16 protein-coding genes and 4 pseudogenes are annotated in these 18,792 nt (G+C 71.1%); 9 read left to right on the top strand and 11 right to left on the bottom strand.

The window, feature by feature from the left end; all coding sequences use genetic code 11:
* Window positions 1-4: 4 nt before the first annotated feature.
* Window positions 5-1,321 (bottom strand): sugar ABC transporter substrate-binding protein, encoded by a 1,317-nt coding sequence (locus JL475_RS27745; protein WP_202280695.1) that lies wholly within the window; start codon window positions 1,319-1,321, stop codon window positions 5-7.
* Window positions 1,322-1,565: 244 nt separating this feature from the next.
* Here JL475_RS27745 and JL475_RS27740 point away from each other — a divergent pair.
* The 4 genes and pseudogenes from JL475_RS27740 to JL475_RS27725 form a co-directional block, all read left to right on the top strand.
* Window positions 1,566-1,886: pseudogene (locus JL475_RS27740) on the top strand (coagulation factor 5/8 type domain-containing protein); the annotation flags it as partial.
* 128 nt (window positions 1,887-2,014) lie between these two features.
* Window positions 2,015-3,235 carry an RNA-guided endonuclease TnpB family protein gene (locus tag JL475_RS27735; protein ID WP_202280694.1) on the top strand — a complete coding sequence of 407 codons (1,221 nt, stop codon included), beginning with the start codon at window positions 2,015-2,017 and terminating at the stop codon, window positions 3,233-3,235.
* Window positions 3,236-3,294: 59 nt separating this feature from the next.
* Window positions 3,295-3,483, top strand: a pseudogene (locus JL475_RS27730) (coagulation factor 5/8 type domain-containing protein); the annotation flags it as partial.
* Between the two features lie 166 nt (window positions 3,484-3,649).
* Window positions 3,650-4,237, top strand: coding sequence for a pyridoxamine 5'-phosphate oxidase family protein (locus tag JL475_RS27725; protein WP_202280693.1), 588 nt, complete (start codon window positions 3,650-3,652; stop codon window positions 4,235-4,237).
* Between the two features lie 112 nt (window positions 4,238-4,349).
* Here JL475_RS27725 and JL475_RS27720 read toward each other — a convergent pair.
* Window positions 4,350-5,205 (bottom strand): annotated as a pseudogene (locus JL475_RS27720) (LysR family transcriptional regulator).
* Window positions 5,206-5,216: 11 nt separating this feature from the next.
* Between JL475_RS27720 and JL475_RS27715 the strand changes: the two are divergent.
* The 5 genes from JL475_RS27715 (at window position 5,217) to JL475_RS27695 (ending at window position 9,766) form a co-directional block, all read left to right on the top strand.
* Window positions 5,217-6,194 carry a DMT family transporter gene (locus tag JL475_RS27715; protein WP_202280692.1) on the top strand — a complete coding sequence of 326 codons (978 nt, stop codon included), beginning with the start codon at window positions 5,217-5,219 and terminating at the stop codon, window positions 6,192-6,194.
* Window positions 6,195-6,443: 249 nt separating this feature from the next.
* The gene (locus JL475_RS27710) at window positions 6,444-6,956 is read left to right on the top strand and encodes a hypothetical protein (RefSeq protein ID WP_202280691.1); all 513 of its coding nucleotides are present in this window, start codon (window positions 6,444-6,446) and stop codon (window positions 6,954-6,956) included.
* 83 nt (window positions 6,957-7,039) lie between these two features.
* The gene (locus JL475_RS27705; protein ID WP_202280690.1) at window positions 7,040-7,882 is read left to right on the top strand and encodes a DUF4097 family beta strand repeat-containing protein; all 843 of its coding nucleotides are present in this window, start codon (window positions 7,040-7,042) and stop codon (window positions 7,880-7,882) included.
* Window positions 7,883-7,958: 76 nt separating this feature from the next.
* Complete coding sequence (locus tag JL475_RS27700; protein WP_202280689.1) at window positions 7,959-8,978, top strand: ATP-binding cassette domain-containing protein; 1,020 nt, start codon at window positions 7,959-7,961, stop codon at window positions 8,976-8,978.
* Window positions 8,975-9,766, top strand: a complete 792-nt coding sequence (locus tag JL475_RS27695; RefSeq protein ID WP_202280688.1) for an ABC transporter permease — start codon at window positions 8,975-8,977, stop codon at window positions 9,764-9,766. The genes JL475_RS27700 and JL475_RS27695 overlap by 4 nt, the downstream gene beginning before the upstream one ends.
* A 462-nt stretch (window positions 9,767-10,228) precedes the next feature.
* Here JL475_RS27695 and JL475_RS27690 read toward each other — a convergent pair.
* From JL475_RS27690 to JL475_RS27655, 9 genes and pseudogenes are all read right to left on the bottom strand, one after another.
* Window positions 10,229-11,443 (bottom strand): annotated as a pseudogene (locus JL475_RS27690) (glycoside hydrolase family 10 protein); the annotation flags it as partial.
* 185 nt (window positions 11,444-11,628) lie between these two features.
* On the bottom strand, window positions 11,629-12,162 hold the full coding sequence (locus tag JL475_RS27685; protein ID WP_202280687.1) for a hypothetical protein: 534 nt from the start codon (window positions 12,160-12,162) through the stop codon (window positions 11,629-11,631).
* 90 nt (window positions 12,163-12,252) lie between these two features.
* Window positions 12,253-14,343, bottom strand: a complete 2,091-nt coding sequence (gene fusA / locus JL475_RS27680; protein ID WP_202280686.1) for an elongation factor G — start codon at window positions 14,341-14,343, stop codon at window positions 12,253-12,255.
* A 454-nt stretch (window positions 14,344-14,797) separates the two neighbouring features.
* Window positions 14,798-15,445: a hypothetical protein gene (locus JL475_RS27675; RefSeq protein WP_202280685.1), complete on the bottom strand. Its 648-nt coding sequence runs from the start codon at window positions 15,443-15,445 to the stop codon at window positions 14,798-14,800.
* Between the two features lie 99 nt (window positions 15,446-15,544).
* On the bottom strand, window positions 15,545-16,336 hold the full coding sequence (locus JL475_RS40360) for a hypothetical protein (RefSeq protein ID WP_237408463.1): 792 nt from the start codon (window positions 16,334-16,336) through the stop codon (window positions 15,545-15,547).
* Complete coding sequence (locus JL475_RS40355) at window positions 16,248-17,012, bottom strand: hypothetical protein (protein ID WP_237408461.1); 765 nt, start codon at window positions 17,010-17,012, stop codon at window positions 16,248-16,250. The genes JL475_RS40360 and JL475_RS40355 overlap by 89 nt, the downstream gene beginning before the upstream one ends.
* 415 nt (window positions 17,013-17,427) lie before the next feature.
* Window positions 17,428-17,613, bottom strand: a complete 186-nt coding sequence (locus tag JL475_RS27665) for a DUF397 domain-containing protein (protein ID WP_202280684.1) — start codon at window positions 17,611-17,613, stop codon at window positions 17,428-17,430.
* Window positions 17,610-18,470, bottom strand: coding sequence for a helix-turn-helix transcriptional regulator (locus tag JL475_RS27660; RefSeq protein ID WP_202280683.1), 861 nt, complete (start codon window positions 18,468-18,470; stop codon window positions 17,610-17,612). The genes JL475_RS27665 and JL475_RS27660 overlap by 4 nt, the downstream gene beginning before the upstream one ends.
* On the bottom strand, window positions 18,467-18,763 hold the full coding sequence (locus JL475_RS27655; RefSeq protein ID WP_237408477.1) for a beta-galactosidase: 297 nt from the start codon (window positions 18,761-18,763) through the stop codon (window positions 18,467-18,469). Before JL475_RS27655 ends, JL475_RS27660 begins: the two co-directional genes overlap by 4 nt.
* Window positions 18,764-18,792 lie beyond the last annotated feature (29 nt).

Genomic DNA, 18,792 nt, shown 5'->3' with positions numbered 1-18,792 from the left:
GGGCTCACTTCTCGGGCATCTGCTGCTGGGCCTTGGTGAGTGCGGCCTTCACCGATGCGGTGGTCACCTCGCGGCCGCCGGCGGCGTCGGCGAACAGGTCCTTGATCGCCGTTCCGACGGCGGTCTCGAACTGGGACTCGTCGGGGACCTGCGGCAGCGCCACGGCGCTGTTGGCGAGGGTGTCCTTCAGGACGGCGTTGGCCGGGGAGTTGAAGGCCGGGCCCTCCTGGGCGGCCCTGACCGGCGGGATGGAGCTGTAGGCCGTGTTGAGGATCTTCTGCTCGGCGTCGCTCGTCATGAACTTCACGAACTCGGTGGCGCCGTCGAGGTTGTCGCTGTTCTTGAAGACGGCCAGGTTGATGCCGGCGACCATCGAGTTGACCTGTTTGCCCGCGCCCGGGGTGCCGGACCGCACGGGCACCGGCGCGATGCCGTAGTCGTCCTCGCTCATGTCCTGGGACGTGAGGTTGGCAGAGGCGGACTGCCACAGCAGCATCGCCGTCCTGCCCTTGGCGAAGTCGCTCACGGACTGGTTCTGGGCGTACTCGGCGTTGCCCGGGGCGATGATCCTGTCCTTGGCCATCAGGTCGACGTACTGCTTGACCGCGGTGACCGCACCGCCGTTGGTGAAGTCGGGCTCGCCGTCGGCGGTGAAGAAGTCGGCGCCGTGCTGCTTGGCGAGGACGAAGGCGTGGTGGATGTTCTCGGAGGGGTTCGAACCCTCCGTGCCGATCCCCCACTTGCCGTCCTTGGACACCTTCTTGCCGGCGGCGACCAGCTCGTCCCAGGTGGCGGGCGGGGCGTCGACGCCCGCGTCGGCGAGCATCCGCTTGTTGTAGTAGAGGGCGTACGCCATCGAGTACAGCGGGACGGCGGCCGGGTCCTGGCCCGCGGTGCCGGTGGAGCCGAGGGCGGAGTCGACGAAGCGGTCCTTGCCGCCGATCTTTTCGAAGTTCTTCGCGTCCCACGGCAGCAGCGCGCCCGTCGCCTGGAGCGAGGCGGACCAGGTGTTGCCGATGTTGAGCACGTCCGGGCCCTGGCCGGAGGTGGTCGCGGTGAGGATCCGGTTGAGCAGGTCGGACCAGGGCACGACCTCGAGCTTGACCTTGATGCCGGTCTGCTTCTCGAACTTGTCCAGCTCGGGCTGGAGCACCTTCTTGTCGATCTCGACGCTGGCGCCCTGGTTGGAGGCCCAGTAAGTGAGCTCCCCGGGCGAGTCGCCGGACCCGCCGCCCGTGCTCGAACCGCCTCCGCAGGCCGAGGCGGCGAGTGCGAGGGACAGGACGACGGCGCCGGTGGCCGCGGCTCGGATGCTGCGCATGGCTCCTGATGTGCCTTTCCGGGGGTGCGGGCAGGGAGTGGAGAAGGAGGGCGGAGTCAGCGACTCACAGCTTAATTTAGGACGTGAGTTAAACCCTCTGAAGGCGACACGTCAAGGGTTTCGACGGAGTCCCCCGACTCTCGCCGCGCCTCTTGACGCATCTGTTCCACGGATGAACCATCAGCGGCGGAAAAGCGCTCCCAACTCCCCCACACCGTTCACTTCCTGAACCAGGAGAGCCCCCATGATCTCCGACTCCCCCTCCGCCCAGCCGTCCTCCGACAACCCCCGTGTCGCCGTCCGACGCCGGGCCGTCCTCGGAGCCGCGGCCGCCGCCCCCGTACTGGCGGCGCTGACCACCACGGCCTCCGCCGCACCGACCGCCCCCGCCGCGCCGGCCGCCCCTTCCGTCGCGGCGAAGCCCGGGAAGCCGCGCCGGCTGCGGGCCGGCGGCGACCTCGGTCCGAACGTGATCGTCTTCGACCCGTCCACGGCGGGCATCCAGGCGAAGCTGGACGAGGTGTTCGCCCGGCAGGAATCGGACCAGTTCGGCCCGGGTCGCTACCGGGGTTCACGCCGCTGGTGAAGCAAATCCGGCGGGTGCGACGTGGAGCGTCGCCGGATCGTTCCGGCGGAGCCGGAATTCGTCCGATCCGCCCCGCACTGCCGGTGGCCGGTGCTAACGTCCGGATCGTGCACCTTCGGTATGCCTTCCGCCTCGACCCGACGCCCGGTCAGCGCAGTGCGCTGGCCCGGGCGTTCGGCTGCGCGCGGGTGGTGTACAACGACGCCATCGCGGCCCGGGAGCGGGCCCGGGCAGCCGGTCAGCCCTTTCCCACCGCCGGGCTGCTGTCCAGGACGCTGATCACCGAGGCGAAGCAGACCCGGGAACGGTCCTGGCTGGGCGAAGTCTCCGCGGTGGTGCTGCAGCAGGCGCTGCGGGACGTGGAGGCCGCCTACCGCAACTTCTTCGCCTCCCGCACCGGCGAGCGCAGGGGTCCGAAGCTGGGCGCGCCGCGCTTCAGGTCGCGCAAGGACGCCCGGCAGACGGTCCGGTTCACCACGAACGCCCGCTGGAAGATCACCCCTGCCGGACGGCTGAACCTGCCGAAGATCGGCGAGGTGCGGGTCAGATGGTCCCGACCCCTGCCGTGCGTGCCGTCCAGTGTCACCGTGGTCAAGGACGCAGCGGGCCGGTACTTCGCCTCCTTCGTCATCGACACCGACCCGGCCGCCGACGCGAAACGGATGCTCGCGAGCGACCAGGCCGTGGGCATCGACCTCGGGCTGACGCACTTCGCCGTGCTGTCCGACGGCACGAAGATCGACTCCCCGCGGTTTTTGCGCCGCGCGGAGAAGAAACTCAAGAAGGCCCAGCGGGAGCTGTCCCGCAAACAGAAGGGATCCAAGAACCGAGAGAAAGCCCGCCGGAAGGTGGCCCGTGCCCACGCGAAGGTGGCCGACGCCCGCCGCGACTTCCACCACCAGCTCTCCACGAAGGTGATCCGTGAAAACCAAACGGTCGCCGTGGAGGACCTGGCGGTGAGCGGACTGGCGCGCACCCGGCTGGCCAGAAGCGTGCACGACGCGGGCTGGTCCCGGTTCGTGCACCTGCTGGAGTACAAGGCCGCCCGGTACGGACGGGTCCTTGTGAAGGTCGGCCGGTTCGAGCCCACCAGCCAGGTGTGCTCCGCCTGCGGCCACCGCGACGGGCCCAAACCCCTGCACGTGCGGGAATGGACCTGTACCGCCTGCGGCACGGTCCACGACCGGGACCACAACGCTGCCATCAACATCAAGGCCGCCGGACTGGCGGTGACAGCCTGTGGAGCGCAGGTAAGCCCGGACCCTGGTCCGGCACCGCGCGACGAAGCAGGAAGCCACGGAATCCGACCCGCAGCCCGTGCCGCCTAGCGGCACAGCAGCGGAAAAGAAGGCCAGAATCCTTGGGCCTCAGCCCGGGGGCAAGTCAATACAACGTGAACCCGTCGATCGTGCAGCACCACGGCTTCGCCGCCCCGAACCGTCCGGGGGTCCGCTTCCACCACCTGCTGGTCGTGTCGCTCAGCGGCCACGGGCAGTACGAGTGCGTCATCAACGACACGGGTTCGCCGACGTCGGGGACTGACACCGTGCCGTCGAAGGTGGTGGCCTACCCCTGATCCCGGTACGCGGTGCGCGCTCCGAACAGGGCCGGTGGTCGGAGCGCGCACCGCGACGGCGTCGGTCGTGGACGCAGCGACCGGCTCGCCACGGACACGAACGGGCGTACCGATGATTCCGGCGCGGGCCGTGCGTCGTTATGGGGGGAAAGAAAGGAGATCCGCCATGCCCATGACGGACCCCGCACAGCAGCCCACGACCGAGCTCGACCCCCGCTACAGCTCCGCGCTCAATCCCCGCCCGGGCGCCGCGGACGTCACCGCCACCGAGTGGGCCGACGCCCGGCGGCGACTGGAGGCAGCCGAGATCTTCTGGGTGTCCACGGTGCGGCCCGACGGCAGGCCGCACGTCACGCCTGTGATCGCCGCCTGGCACGACGGCGTGCTGTACTTCTCCACCGGTCGGGACGAGCAGAAGGCCAGGAACCTCGCACACCACGCGCACTGCGCGCTGACCACCGGTGCGAACTCGCTCACCGAGGGACTCGACCTGGTGGTCGAGGGCGAGGCGAAGCCGGTTGCCGATCCGGCACTGCTGGAGGAGGTGATCGCGGCGTACGAGGCCAAGTACGGACCGCACATCACCTCACCCGAGGGCACCTTCCACGGGCTCGGAGACGCGTTCCGGAAGGGGGAGGCGGTGGTGTTCGCGGTGGCCCCGGCCACCGCGTACGGCTTCGGCCGGGACGACGGGGTGTACAGCCACACCCGGTGGGTGTTCCAGCAACCGGGCGGGCCCAGCCGGACCGCATGACGGTCTCCTCCTCTCGGCAGTGTGGACGCGGGAGGGCGAGAGGGGGCATCCGAGGATCTCGCTCGGAAGGCTGAGCCCCGATGTGGTGTCGTGGCCGCGCGGGACGAGTGCGTCAGTCGCCCCGGTAGAGGGCGGTGAGCAGTTCGATCGCCGCCTGGGTCGCGGGATGCGGGTCGTCTCGCCACCATGTGAGGCGTACGGCGACGGGCTCGGCGTCGCGGACCGGCCGGTAGGCGATGCCGGGCCGGGGATACTGGTGCGCGGTGGACTCCGCCGTCATGCCGCCACAGCGCCCACTGGAGATCGCGGTCAGCCAGTCGTCGACGTCATGGGTCTCCTCCGTCGCCGGGCGGGAGCCGGGCTGCCACAACTCGGGTGTGGTGGTGCCGGTCCGCGGGTCGATCAGCAGGACGCGCCCGCTGAGGTCGGCGAGGCGCAGCGACCGGCGTGCGGCCAGGGGGTCCTCGGCGGGCAGGGCGCACAGGCGCCGCTCCAGACCGATGACGACCCCGTCGAAGCGGCGGTCGTCCAGGGGATTGCGGACGACGGAGAGGTCGCAGGCGCCCTCCGCCAGGCCGGCGGTCGCGGAGCTGACGCGCACCAGGCGCAGATCCGTACCGGGGTGCGTCTGGGCCCAGCGGCGCTGGAACGCGGGCGTGTGGCGGCCGACCGCCGACCAGGCATAGCCGATCCGCAGGATGCTGTGGCCCGAAGTGGCCTCCCGTACCAGGTCGTTCACCTCTCCGAGCACCCGTCTGGCCCGGGCGACCACCCGCAGCCCGGCCGCGGTCGGTGTCACCTCGCGTGAGGTGCGCCTGAGCAGCCTCACGCCGAGGTCGCGTTCGAGCGAGGCCAGGGGTCCGGGACACCGCCGCCTGGGAGACGCCCAGAGCGATGGCGGCGTCGGTGAAGGTGCCCTCGTCGACGATGGCGACAAGGCAGCGCAACTGCCGCAGCTCCACATCCATGACCCAAGGGTATGGATCCCGCCGTGGACGCATTTTGCGCAAGCGTCACCGGGTCACACCATCGCGTCATGCGAAGTGCATCCGACGCGGTTTCCGTACCTTCTGCTCCGTCCGCTTCCTCTGCTCCGTGCACGGGTCCCTCGGCCCCGGTGCCGTCCGGGAGCCGGTTGGCCGGCGTGGTCACGATGGCCGGCAGTGGCCTGTCGAACCAGGTCGGCGCCGCGATCGGTTCCCTCGCCTTCCCCGTCCTCGGGCCGGTGGGCGTCGTCGCGGTCCGCCAGTACGTCGCCGCGATCGTCCTGCTCGCCCTCGGCCGCCCTCGTCTGCGGGACTTCACCCGGGCGCAGTGGTGGCCGGTGCTGGGGCTCGCCGTGGTGTTCGGGACCATGAACCTGTCCCTCTACACCGCCATCGACCGTATCGGCCTCGGCCTGGCGGTCACGCTGGAGTTCCTCGGCCCGCTCATGATCGCCCTCGCCGCCGCCCGCCGGCGCGTCGACGCCTGCTGCGCGGTGATCGCCGCGGCCGGCGTCGTCACCCTGATGCACCCCCAGCCCTCGACCGACTACGTGGGGATGGGCCTGGGACTGCTGGCCGCGTGCTGCTGGGCGTCGTACATCCTCCTCAACCGCACCGTCGGCCGCCGCATCCCGGGTGTGCAGGGCTCCGCCGCGGCGGCCGGGATCTCCGCGCTGATGTTCCTGCCGGTCGGCGTCCTCCTCGTCCTGCACCGGCCGCCGACCGCCTCGGCCGTCGGCTGTGCCGTTGCGGCCGGTGTGCTCTCCTCGGCGGTGCCCTACCTCGCCGACCTGTTCACCCTGCGCCGCGTACCCGCCCAGGCGTTCGGGCTCTTCATGAGCGTCAACCCGCTCCTCGCCGCCCTCCTCGGCTGGATCGGCCTGGACCAGGACCTGGGCCCGATGGAATGGGCGAGCATCGGTGCCGTCGTGGCCGCCAACACCCTCAGCATCCTCGCGCGACGCGGCTGAGCGGCGTGCCGCCGACGAGGTCCGGGGTACGACCTGGCACCCTCTGGCATCATCAGGCGCCAACAGGTGCCAACAGGTGCCAACAGGTGCCACTCTGCAGCACCAGGAGTGCGCGAGAACGTGCGGCGCCACCATCACCCGGATGGACATCAGCTCGTTTTCGCAGGTCAGACGAGCGAGTTGGACGTCAAATCGGAGGTGTCGCCTGTCGGCTTGCGCATGGCGCCTAAATGGTGCCACCATAGCGCCATGGACCTCACCCCGTATGTCGACACCCTCCGCCGTGAACTCGCGGTGGCCGCCGAGGCCGGCGGGGAAGATGCCCGCGAGCTGGCCGAACGGCTCACCGCTCCGCTGGAGTCGGCGGCCCGTCTGACCCTGCTCAATGTGCTCTCCGCCGCGATGGACGAGATCACCCGCGAGCTCGCCCCCGGTTCGGTCGACGTACGGCTGCGCGGGCTGGACCCCGACTTCGTGGTGACGCCGCCGCCCGTCGGCGGCCCCGTGGAGCCGGCCGCACCCGTCGGACCGCTCAGGGCGCAGGCGCCCGCCGAAGGCGACGAGGGCGGCACCGCCCGCGTCAACCTGCGCCTGCCGGCCCACCTCAAGGCACACGTCGAGGAGGCCGCGAGCCGCGAGGGCCTGTCGGTCAACGCGTGGCTGGTACGGGCCGTGTCGGCCGCGGTCGACGGCGGTACACGACCGCGGCGGACGGAGAGGGCCCAGACCATCGGACAGAGCTTCACGGGCTGGGTGCGCTAGCCGCACCCCCGCCCGTACCACTTCACCCACAACCACGTCCCACCAGCGGGGACGTCCTGAAGACTCAAGAGGACGGGACAGCCATGCCTTCTTTCGACACTCCCGAACCGATCTCGGTCACCGCGCACGTGGACGCCGGTTCCATCCGGTTCACCGCGGGCGACCGCCCCGGCACCGACGTCGAGGTGCGTCCCCGCGACCCGAAGAAGGAGCTGGACGTGCGGACGGCCGCCCAGACCGAGGTCACGTACGCGAACGACGTCCTGACCGTCAGGACGCCCAAATCCAACCTGTTCGGCCGCACCGGCACCGTCGACGTGACGGTCGAACTGCCCACCGGCTCGCACGTCGACATGACCGGTTCCTGGGTCCAGGTGCTCGGTGAGGACCGACTCGGTGAGGTCCGTGTGAAGACCTCGTCCGGCGACGTCCGCCTCGACGCGACCGGTCCGCTGAAGCTGACCGCGTCGCACGGCTCGATCACCGTGGACCGGGTCCAGGGCACGGCCGAGATCACCACCAGCTCCGGCAGCCTGCGCGTCGGTCTCGTCGACGGCCCCGCCGTCCTGAAGAACTCGCACGGCACCACGACCGTCGGCGTCGCGACCGGTGAGTTGCGGGTGAGCGGCGCCAACGGCGACATCGAGATCCGGCGCGCCGAGGACTCGGTCACCGCCACCACCGCCCACGGCACCCTGCGCGTGGGTGAAGTGGCCTGCGGCACTGTCCAGTTGGAGACCTCCTACGGTGCCATCGAGGTCGGCGTCCGCGAGGGCACGGCTGCCTGGCTCGACGTCAGCTCGGACTCCGGCCAGGTGCGCAACACGCTCACCGCGTCCGAGGCCCCGGAGGAGACCGAGGGCACCGTCAAGGTCCGCGCCCGTACCCGGTACGGCAACATCGACATCCGCCGAGCCAAGGCCTGACCCCCGGAAGAGCCGGCCTCGACCCACACCCCGCCACTTCAGCCATCGAACGGGAGGGCCCATGCCTTCTTTTGTCATGCCCACATCCAGAAAGGGTGACGGTCCCCCGTCGCCGACCGCCGTCTCCGCCGTCGGTCTGCGCAAGTCGTACGGCGACAGGACCGTCCTCGACGGCATCGATCTGCGCATCCCGGCCGGGTCCGTGTTCGCGCTGCTCGGGCCGAACGGCGCCGGCAAGACCACCGTCGTGAAGATCCTGTCCACGCTCGTCGCCGCCGACGGCGGGCAGGCCCAGGTCGCGGGCCACGACATCGCCACGTCGCCGGACGGGGTGCGTGCCGCGATCGGCGTCACCGGGCAGTTCTCCGCCGTCGACGGGCTGATCACCGGTGAGGAGAACATGCTTCTCATGGCGGACCTGCACCACCTGTCCAGGCGCGAGGGGCGGCGGGTCACCGCCGAGTTGCTGGAACGGTTCGACCTCGTCGACGCCGCACGGAAGCCCGCCCAGGGCTACTCCGGCGGCATGAAGCGCCGCCTCGACATCGCCATGACTCTCGTCGGCGACCCGCGGATCATCTTCCTCGACGAGCCGACCACCGGCCTCGACCCGCGCAGCCGCCACACCATGTGGCAGATCGTCCGCGAACTCGTCTCCGACGGCGTCACCGTCTTCCTCACCACCCAGTACCTGGAGGAGGCCGACGAACTCGCCGACCGCATCGCGGTGCTGAACGACGGCAGGATCGCCGCCGAAGGCACCGCCGAGGAGCTGAAGCGGATGATCCCCGGCGGGCACGTCCGGCTCCGCTTCTCCGACCCCTCCGCGTACCGGAACGCCGCTCTCGCCCTGCCCCGGGCCGCACGGGACGACGAGGCGCTGGTGCTGCGGATCCCCGGCGACGGCAGCCAGCGCGAGCTGCGCTCCCTCCTCGACCGGCTGGACTCGGCCGGCATCGAGGCGGACGAGCTGACCGTGCACACCCCCGACCTCGACGACGTGTTCTTCGCCCTGACCGGCTCCACCGTGCCGAGTCGGCCCGACCGGCCCGGCCGGGCCAGCCAATCCAGCCAGTCCAAGGAGGATGTCCGATGAGCTCCCTCTCCCTCGCCGTACGCGACTCGTCCACCATGCTGCGCCGCAACCTCCTGCACGCCCGGCGCTATCCGTCCCTCACACTGAACCTGCTGCTCACGCCGGTCATGCTGCTGTTGCTCTTCGTCTACGTCTTCGGCGACGTGATGAGCGCGGGCATCGGCGGCGGAGGCCCGGACCGCTCCGAGTACATCGCGTACATCGTCCCGGGCCTGCTGCTGATGACCATCGGCAGCACGGTGATCGGGACCGCGGTCTCCGTCGCCGACGACATGACCGAGGGCATCATCGCCCGCTTCCGCACGATGGCGATCCACCGCGGTGCGGTGCTCGTCGGACACGTCGTCGGCAGCGTGCTGCAGTCGATCACGAGTGTGGTCCTCGTGGGGGCCGTCGCCGTGGCCATCGGCTTCCGGTCCACGGATGCCGGCGTCCTGGAGTGGCTGGCGGCGTTCGGACTGCTGGTGCTCTTCGCCACGGCGCTCACCTGGATCGCGGTCGGCATGGGCCTGATCAGCCCGAACGCCGAGGCCGCCGGCAACAACGCGATGCCGATGATCCTGCTGCCGCTCCTGTCCAGCGCCTTCGTCCCGGTCGACGCCATGCCCGGCTGGTTCCGGCCGATCGCCGAGTACCAGCCGTTCACGCCCGCCATCGAGACCCTCCGGGGTCTGCTGCTCGGCAGCGAGATCGGCCACCACGGGTGGCTCGCGGTCGTCTGGTGCCTGGGTCTCGCGGTGCTCGGCTACTTCTGGTCGACCTCGAAGTTCGACCGCGACCCCGAGTAGCCACCGGGACAGCGCGGGCCGGTGGCCGGTCACGTCTCGCGGTACACGGAGCGCTGCCGGCGGCGGCGCGGTGGCTGCCGCGGGTTCCACGCCTCCTGGCTCCGCCGGCCGGGTGGAGCCAGGAGGGACGAACCGGATGCGACGTCAGTGTGTGCGCGGCCGTGCGGTGATGGGGGCGCTTTCGCGGTTGGCGCGGTCCACCGAGGTGACCGCGTACGCCGATCCCTCCGGTGCCGCCGGCCCCGCCCACTCGGTGCTGCGGGCGCCCGGGAGCACCGCCACGAGCTCGTCGCTACCGGTGGCGCCGCGCAGCCGGACCGCGTACAGCGCGGGGACGTGGTTGCCGCGGGAGCGCACCTCGACCCGGATCCCGCCGCCGGCCGTCCGGGTCGCCGACACGAGCGGGGGCAGGGGCGCGGGGCCGCGGGCGAGCCTCGGCAGGACGGGAGGCAGTGCGGGCCGCTGCCAGTGGTCGTCGGTCATCCTGCTGATCGCGCCGATCGGATCGGCGGTCACGTCCGTGGCGCTGAACAGGATCTCGCCGTTGATCTCCGGCAGTCCCTCGTTCATCGTCAGGTGCCGGGAGAGCTCGGCCGGATCCTGCCAGGCGGCCGGTTGGGCGGGGTCGCCCACCTTGTACACGGCCTGGCCGATCCACAGCTGCACGTCGGTGCCGCGCACCGCGTCCGCCCACCACGGAGCGAGGACGGCGTAGTCGGCCACCGGGAGACCGATGTTCCAGTAGAGCTGCGGGGCGATGTAGTCCAGCCAGCCGTTGCGTACCCAGCCCAGGGTGTCGGCGTTCAGCGCGTCGTAGGACTGGGTGCCGCCGGTGGCCGAGCCCCGCGGGTCGCTGGAGGCGTTGCGCCAGATGCCGAAGGGGCTGACGCCGAACGCCGCCTCGGGCCGGATCTCGCGCACCCGCTCGTGCGTCTCCCGCACCAGCAGGTCCACGTTGTGCCGGCGCCAGGCGGCCCGGTCCGTGAAGTCCGCGCCGTACGCGGCGAAGGCGTCGTCGTCGGGGAAGTCCTGGCCGCCCACCGGGTAGGGGTAGAAGTAGTCGTCGAAGTGGACGCCGTCGATCTCGTAGCGCTCCACCGCGTCCATGATGGCGTCCTCGACGAAGGCGCGGACGGCCGGGATACCGGGGTTGTAGTACAGCCGACCGCCGTAGGTGACGATCCATTCCGGGTGCAGTCGCGCCGGATGGCCGGGCACGAGCTTGGTGACGTCGGACTGCTGCGAGACGCGGTACGGATTGAACCACGCGTGCAGGGCCAGCCCGCGAGCGTGCGCGGCCTCGACCATGAAGCCCAGGGGGTCGTAACCGGGGTCCTGCCCCTGGGTTCCGGTCAGGTACTGCGACCACGGCTCGAACCGGGAGGGCCAGAACGCGTCGGCCGTCGGGCGGACCTGGGCGAACACCGCGTTGAGTCCGGTCGATCTGGCGTGGTCGAGCAGCGCGACGAACTCCCTCTGCTGTTCGGCCGGGCTCAGGCCGGGGCGTGAGGGCCAGTCGATGTTGGCGACGGTGGCGATCCACTCGCCACGCAGTTCACGGGCTCCGGCCCCGGACACCGTGCCGTCCTCGGCGGTCGGCAGCAGGGCCGGTTCGGTCTCGGTGCGGGCGGCTGCACCAGCAGGGGTGGGGAGACCGGCCACGGTGAGACCGGCCATCAGTCCGGCGGTGCGCAGCAGTGTACGGCGGGCAGGACGGCGTGCGGCCGTGCCGGAGTTGGGGGTGTCGGTCACAACGGCTCCTGAGGAGAGGCGGAAGGCAGACCGGCTCACCCTGCCCAGTCCGTCATGCCCAGGTCAACCACCGGGTCAAATGGTCACCAAATGGTTGGAGGTCGCACGCGTCACGAGGGCGAGGATTCGCGGTCCGCTCGACGCAACTCCCCGGCTGTCAGGGCGAAAAAGGCCGCCCCGACGAAGAGCAGGCCGGAGATCGCGAGCATACTGCGCTGATCGTTCTCGAGAGCGATGTGGTACTGGCTCCGAGAGAGCACGGTCATGCCGGGCCCGTCCGACAGCGTGCCCCAGGAGAAGTCCCCACCGTCCCTCATCCCGGCGGACTGCGCGCCGCCCGTTCCTGCCGTGCCGAGGATCAGCAGCACGCCACCCCACACGGTCAATGCCCCGAGTGCCAGCCGCACCTTGCCCGGAAGACACCGAAAGGCCTTCCACACCGACCGCCCGGACGCACGGGCCCGGATGAAGCGCACCAGAGCGGATGTGAAGACCGGGAGGAGCAGCACGAGCATCGCCACCATCAGCCGTCCTGACCAGGTCGGCGGCAGAGGGCCCGGCAGCCACGTGAGCGTGGCCGGCACCAACAGCACGGTGCCCGACGCCGCCGCGAGACCGCCGTGCGCCTTGAACGTCCGCTCCATGCCCGCAGCATGACACAGCGACCGTTCCGCTGCCCTCGGTGCGCGGGACGGCCCCTCCCGCGCGTAGATGCGAGAGGGGCCGCCGCCCGGCTACCGTGCGGGCGCCCGAGGTGCGCTCGCAGCCGGAGTCGGTGCCGGTGCGTAGCCGGTGGGCCGGGTGGTGAAGGTGCCGCGGCCCCGGGTGCGGCTGCGCAGGCGGGTCGCGTAGCCGAACAGTTCGGCCAGCGGAACCGTCGCGGTGACGACGGTGCCGCCCGGCCGGGTGGCCGAGCCGGTCACCCGGCCGCGGCGCGCGGCCAGATCACCGAGCACCCCGCCCACCGTCTCCTCGGGCACGGTGACGGTGGCCTCCACCACCGGTTCCAGCAGCACCATCGCGCAGGCCCGCAGGGCCTCCCGCAGACCGAGCCGGCCGGCGGTGCGGAAGGCGGTGTCCGAGGAGTCCTTCACATGGGTCGCCCCGTCGGTGAGCGTGACGCGCAGCCCGGTCACCGGATGACCGCCCGACGGCCCCTCGGTCAGGGCGTCCCGGCAGCCGGCCTCGACCGCACGGACGTACTCCTGCGGCACGCGCCCGCCGACGACGGCCGAACGGAACTCGAAACCGGTACCCGGAGTGCCCGGGGTGCCCAACGGCTCGACGTCGAGCACGACATGGGCGAACTGGCCCGCCCCGCCGTCCTGTTTGACGTGCCGGAAGACGAACCCGGACACCCCTCGGCCGACGGTCTCCCGGTAGCTGACCCGGGGGCGGCCCACGGTGACAGCCGTCCCGTGATCGCGCCGGATCTTCTCCACCGCGACCTCCAGATGCAGCTCCCCCATGCCGGACAGCACCGTCTGACCGGTCTCCGGGTCGGTCCGCACCGCCAGCGAGGGGTCCTCCTCGACGAGCCGTGCGAGTGCCGACGCCAGCCGTCCGGTGTCGGTGCCCCGGAGTGCCTCGAGCGCCACGGACACGACGGGCTCGGCGACACCCGGAGGCTCCAGGACCAGCGGGGCGGAGGGCGCGCACAGGGTCGATCCGGCGCGGGCGGACTTCAGCCCGACCACGGCGACGATGTCCCCGGCGACCGCCCGGTCCAGCGGGGCGTGCCGGTCGGCCCGGACCCGCAGGATGCGGCCGATGCGCTCGGTGCGGCGGGCGGTCGCGTCCCACACGGTGTCTCCCCTCTCGATCGTTCCCGAGTACAGGCGCAGATAGGTCAGTCGTCCGGTGGACGCGGCGTTCACCTTGAACGCGAGGGCGGCGAACGGCGCCTCGGGGTCGGCAGCACGGTCCTGCTCACCGGTGCCGTCCTCGCGCGTCCCGCGCACGGGCGGCACGTCGAGCGGGGACGGCAGGTAGGCGAGGACGGCGTCCAGCAGCGGTTCGACGCCCCGGTTGCGGTAGGCCGAGCCGCACAGCACGACGACGCCCTCGCCGCTGCGGGTGAGGTCGCGCAGGGCACAGGTGAGCGTGCGGGTGCTGAGCGCGCCCGTGTCGCAGAACTCCTCCAGCGCGCCCGGGTGCAGTTCGGCGACGGCCTCCTCCAGCGTCCGGCGCCGATGGCGGGCCTCCTCCCGCGAGTCGTCCGGCACGGGGCCCTCGTGGGCCGTCGTACCGTCGTCGGTCCAGGTCAGCGCCCGCATGCGGATCAGGTCGACGACACCGGTGAAGGCGTCCTCGGCGCCGATCGGCAACTGGACCACCAGGGGCGAGGGGTGCAGCCGCTCGCGGATCGAGGCGACGGCGGCGTCCAGCTCGGCGCCGGCCCGGTCCATCTTGTTGACGAACGCGATGCGCGGCACGCCGAGCCGGTCGGCCTGCCGCCACACCGACTCGCTCTGCGGTTCCACGCCGGCGACCGCGTCGAACACCGCGACCGCGCCGTCGAGTACGCGCAGCGAGCGCTCGACCTCGTCGGTGAAGTCGACGTGCCCCGGGGTGTCGATCAGGTTGATGCGGTGACCGTCCCAGGTGCAGCTGACGGCGGCGGCGAAGATCGTGATGCCCCGGTCGCGCTCCTGCGGGTCGAAGTCGGTGACGGTGGTGCCGTCGTGCACCTCGCCCCGTTTGTGCGTGGTGCCGGTGGCGTACAGGATCCGCTCGGTGACGGTGGTCTTGCCGGCGTCGACATGGGCGAGGACGCCGAGGTTGCGGACGGTGGCGAGGGGGGCGGTGTGCAGGGGGTTGCGCATGGCCCGTGGCCTTTCGGTGCTCTGTGACAGGGCAGCGCGATTCCCGGACGAGACGAACGGTGTGCGGACAGGCAGGCAGGCGAACGCCTCGGACGCAAACGCGTCCAGGACCTGAACCGTCAGCTGTGTCGTCTCGTCACGACATCCGGCGCCGGCCGCGCAGCGGGCACCGGACGGACGAAGACACCAGGATCACCATGGACCGCGAGGAGGACCAGGAGGACCGGGAACGGGGAGCGACAGCAGCGGCGCGGACACGCACGGCCGGACTCCCCTCGATGGTCACGGATACGCGACCCCATGACGAGGGGGCCGCGCTTGCCGGTTGTCGAGTGTAGGGAAGGACGGGAGAACGAGGCCACGGCTTTTCCGGCAACGCACGAGGCCGCCAAAGCGGTCGGCCGGATGGGGCCGGTCGGATCGGCACGGGCTTCGGGGCCAGGACGGGTACGCGTCAGCCGACCGGGTCGGTCGACTCCGGCAACGGGTCGGGCGGGGCCTGGGGTATCGCGGGCGGCTGGGCCGCGGGGGACGGGATGGTCACCTGCTGAACCGTCGGTGCCGTGGCCGTCGGCGGCTGGACCGCAGACAGCGGAAGTGCCGGCGCCGGGACGCCCACCGGCGCCTGCTGCTCGGCCAGGATCAGAGCGCTGGACGGAACGGCGACGCGCAGTTCGTGCAGGCCCAGGAGGGCGGTGTACAGATACTCGGGGCCCTCGTAGGCGTCGTAGGCCAGGACGAGCCGGGCGCGCGTCTCCAGTTCCTGCCAGGCATAGCGTCTGCGGAGGTTCGTCATGTGGCGGGCGTCCGCCCGCAGGAAGGTCGACCCGGCCGAGAACCCCGCGGCCAGAAGGGCCAGGACGGCCGCGGGCACCCGCGCTTCGACAGAGGCCAGACCCGCCGCGCCCGAGACGCCGGCGAGGACCGCCGCGGGGAAACCCAGGCTGAGACAGGCCGCGTGCCAGAGCTTGGCCCGGCGCTGCGCCCGCCGTGCGCCGATCCGGGCCTCGGTGATGAGCTTCTCGACCTCGGCACGCAGCGCGAGCAGCCGCGCGTCGCCGACGGCACCCTGCGCGGCTCCGGCAGAGGTACTCTCGGGCACGAATCCCCTGACTGACAAGGGAGTTGGAACTATCAACCCTGAGTGTAGGGCTGCGCCCGGACTGACGACAGGGAACACACCCGCGTCACCCGTACGGGATCAGCCGCTACCCAGCGGTCCCGTGCTGTGCGCACGACCCGGTGACCCTGACCGGCGTGAGGCCGCGCGGGTCACGGCAGCCTGTGCGGAGCGAGAGCGCTCCTCGCCGGGAACGCGGTCGAGGTGGGCCCGCATCCCTGCGACCCGTCGGCGAACCTCCACGTCCTGCTCCCATTCCCGGAGCGCGTCACGGTCCAGGGTGAGGAAGACGCCCTCGCCGAAGACCTCGACGGCGGGCAGCCACTTCAGCCGGCGGGACGTGTCGGCGGCGACGACGGTGGCGTCCGGGGAGACCCGGGTGAAGCCGGACAGGGCCCGGACCTCGCGGAGCCGGTCGGCGAGCACGATGCGACCGAAGCGGCGGGCGAGCCCGGCCCACGGTTCGTCCGTCTCCCCCGCCAGCCCGAGCGTGGTCTCGCGCAGGGCGAAGTCACGGGTGGCGGGCGGGGCGGGCGCCGTGAACGCGGCCCATTCCTCCCGGCTCAGGTCGGGGTGGGCGGGGCCGGCGGGCGGCTGCCCCGCGGAGGCGGCCACGGCGGGGGCCGTTTGTCCCGTCTCCTCCGCCAGGAGGGTGCCCATCAGGCTGTCGTCGGCTCCGGTGTCCTCCTGGATCATCTCCCGGAAGGCGGCGGCGCGCGGCGAGGCAGGGTCCCTGCACAGCAGGACCCACAGATGATGTTCACGGACCCGGGCCGCGTGCGCGTCATCGGTATGCACGGGGACGTTGGTCTCGGGAATGTCCAACGCCGAGTGCACGACGGGGTAGTAGAGGTTGCCCGCCGTGCGCTGCACGATCTGCACCGGACGCGGGCATGCGACGGCCTCGCTCGCACGCTGCCACGGGTTGCGTCCCGAGCCGCATGCCGTGGGTGCCGAGGACGTCGAGCAGGTCCCGGGTGGCGCCGCACCCCTTGGCCGTGCAGGTGACGGAGAGCGCTTCGAGGCCGGAGGCCCGTTCCGAGACGAGGAACCGCAGCCTCTCGCGTTCCTCACAGTGCCGCCGCTCGCCGCCGTCGCACCGCGAGTGCGCCCAGAACCACCAGTCGACGTCGCCGAGGTGCCCGGCCTGGCAGATCTGCACGAACCGCATCGGTGCCAGGGTCCGTGCGGGGGGGGGGCAGGACGGGCAGCGCGGCGCCTGGCCGTGCTTCTCGTCGGCGATCCGCCAGCGCTTCATGCGCCGGCAGGCACCGCAGAACAGCCAGGAGGGGAAGCGGATGTACGGTGCTCCGGGCGCGTCGGCGACGTCGAAGCGGTCGTTGGCGGTGGCGGGCGCGGCGTGGAAGCCGGTGACGCCGAGCCGGTCGGCGAGCCGGGGCGAGCCGATCCGCTGCTTGGTCCGGGCCGGCCAGTCGCCGATGCCGGCGGCCACGAACGACTCGCCCTGGATGTCGAAGACGGCCCCGACCCCGAAGGGCACCACGGTCTGCGATTTGAGAACGAACCATCGTCGCGTCGCGATCGGCATAGCCGCCACCGCGGCCGTCGTCACCCTGTCCGGCGCGGCAGGAGCGGTGGCCGGCGCCTACTTCGTCGCAACCGGCCCGACCGGCGCACGGGGCCCGGCGGGACCAAAAGGGGCACGCGGGTCGCAGGGGACCCCAGGGCGAGCAGGGTCTGCAAAGCGAGCGCAGCGCCAGGGGTGCCCAGGGAGAGCCTGGCCCCTCTGCCGAACCTACTGCCCTCGGCAAACCGGACGCGAGTACGACGGGCCCCGATCTCTCCGGCGGCCTGCTCATCAGCTCCGGCACCTGCCCGGTCGGGACCTCGCAGTGGGACACCATCTACGTGGGCGCAACTCCGTTCTCGGGTCACTGGGCGTTGTCGGCATGCGCGCGTTGACGCTCTGCAAGATCTTCTGAGCACGCCACCGCGCGCACCGGTCAGACCTCCGCCACGAACCCCACGAACCGCGTCCATTCCTCACGCACGACCGTGAAGTGAGGGCGCGTCACATCCTTGGAGTCCCGTACATGGATGGCCTGTTCAGTGACGGCGACCTCCACGCAGTCGTCGCCCTGTGCGCTGCTGTAGCTGGACTTGAACCAACCGAGTTCGGACGTGTTCATAACGCTCCTCTGATCCGCACCAGCAGGCTCATGGAGTCCTTCGGGGAAAGTGCCTGCGAGCGCAGTCTTGCATAGCGCATGTGGATGCGGCTCACCTCTTTCGGGCCAGCGATCAGGCGGCCGTTCTCCTGGCCCTCGGAGTACGCCCGCCAGCGACCGTCCGGCATCTCCAGCAGTCGTACAGGCCCCGAAAGGCACGCATGCTGCTCGCTGTTCGCAGGCATGACCTGAACGGTGACGTTGCGCAGAAGGCCGAGCTCAAGGATGAGGTCGAGCTGCTTTGCTGTGACTTGCGCTCCTCCCAAGCGGCGCATGAACACAGCTTCTTCGATGACGAAGTCGAACGTCGTGTCGGGCCGTTCGCGGAGCAGTTGCTGACGCTCCATGCGCACCTGCACGGTGGTCTCCAAAACGTCGTCCGAGAGGGGTGGAATCTCGTTCTCACAGAGAGCCCGTACGTACCCTTCCGACTGCAACAGCCCTGGAATCAGCCGACATTCATACGTACACAGGCTCACCGCCGTACGCTCCAGCCGAGCCCACTGCCGGAACCACGCCGCCAGCCCCGCCTCCCCCCTTGTCAGAAACCGCGCCGAGTGCCGCAGCGCCCCCGTGTTGCCCAGCGCCTCCTCCGCCCGCTCCACGAACGACGCATCCGGCATCCGCCGCCCCAACTCCACTGACTCCACCGTGTGCTTGGAGAACCGGACCAGCTCCCCGAACTGCACCCTGCTCAGCCCCGCATGCTCGCGCAACGCCTGCACGACGGCCCCGAACGTCCGCAGACTGTCCGACGGATCCGGTTCCCGCTCGCACTCACCGCCCGGCGCCGCCGGTTCCACGTGATCGGTCGTCATTCGCGGCCCACCTCCAAGTGCTCACACGCCAGGTCCCTCTCCCCGAGAACGCCAGAGTGGCCAAAACGAATTCGCAAAGCCCACCGAACGTGCCCGTACGCTGACGCAGCGTACGGGGCGGGTTGGTTCAAGAAGCACGTCACGCGTTCCTTCTGGAGGCAGCCGAACTCCTCGTGGGCGGCGAGTTTGGGGGCGATCCACTGGTTCTCTGCTATCGCCGCGCTGTAGTCGTATGAGGTGAAGCCGGATCCGGGGGCGCCGGCCCAACCCCAGTTGGCGCCGCCGCACCCCATGCAGGAGTTGAACGTTGGCCAGAGTAAAG

Origin of the sequence: Streptomyces sp. M2CJ-2 (assembly GCF_016757295.1) — a bacterium.
In the GTDB taxonomy this organism is placed as follows: Bacteria; Actinomycetota; Actinomycetes; order Streptomycetales; family Streptomycetaceae; genus Streptomyces.
The sequence above is the reverse complement of the archived record's forward strand: the minus strand, read 5'-3'. Positions and strand labels throughout refer to the sequence as shown.

Coding starts and splice junctions, on each gene's coding strand:
- JL475_RS27705 (WP_202280690.1), top strand. CDS start 7,040: ATGCCTTCTTTCGACACTCCCGAACCGATCTCGGTCACCGCGCACGTG.
- fusA (WP_202280686.1), bottom strand. CDS start 14,343: ATGCGCAACCCCCTGCACACCGCCCCCCTCGCCACCGTCCGCAACCTC.
- JL475_RS27655 (WP_237408477.1), bottom strand. CDS start 18,763: ATGGGGTGCGGCGGCGCCAACTGGGGTTGGGCCGGCGCCCCCGGATCC.
- JL475_RS27665 (WP_202280684.1), bottom strand. CDS start 17,613: ATGAACACGTCCGAACTCGGTTGGTTCAAGTCCAGCTACAGCAGCGCA.
- JL475_RS27710 (WP_202280691.1), top strand. CDS start 6,444: ATGGACCTCACCCCGTATGTCGACACCCTCCGCCGTGAACTCGCGGTG.
- JL475_RS27745 (WP_202280695.1), bottom strand. CDS start 1,321: ATGCGCAGCATCCGAGCCGCGGCCACCGGCGCCGTCGTCCTGTCCCTC.
- JL475_RS27695 (WP_202280688.1), top strand. CDS start 8,975: ATGAGCTCCCTCTCCCTCGCCGTACGCGACTCGTCCACCATGCTGCGC.
- JL475_RS27715 (WP_202280692.1), top strand. CDS start 5,217: ATGGATCCCGCCGTGGACGCATTTTGCGCAAGCGTCACCGGGTCACAC.
- JL475_RS40355 (WP_237408461.1), bottom strand. CDS start 17,012: ATGCCGATCGCGACGCGACGATGGTTCGTTCTCAAATCGCAGACCGTG.
- JL475_RS27725 (WP_202280693.1), top strand. CDS start 3,650: ATGCCCATGACGGACCCCGCACAGCAGCCCACGACCGAGCTCGACCCC.
- JL475_RS27685 (WP_202280687.1), bottom strand. CDS start 12,162: ATGGAGCGGACGTTCAAGGCGCACGGCGGTCTCGCGGCGGCGTCGGGC.
- JL475_RS27660 (WP_202280683.1), bottom strand. CDS start 18,470: ATGACGACCGATCACGTGGAACCGGCGGCGCCGGGCGGTGAGTGCGAG.
- JL475_RS27700 (WP_202280689.1), top strand. CDS start 7,959: ATGCCCACATCCAGAAAGGGTGACGGTCCCCCGTCGCCGACCGCCGTC.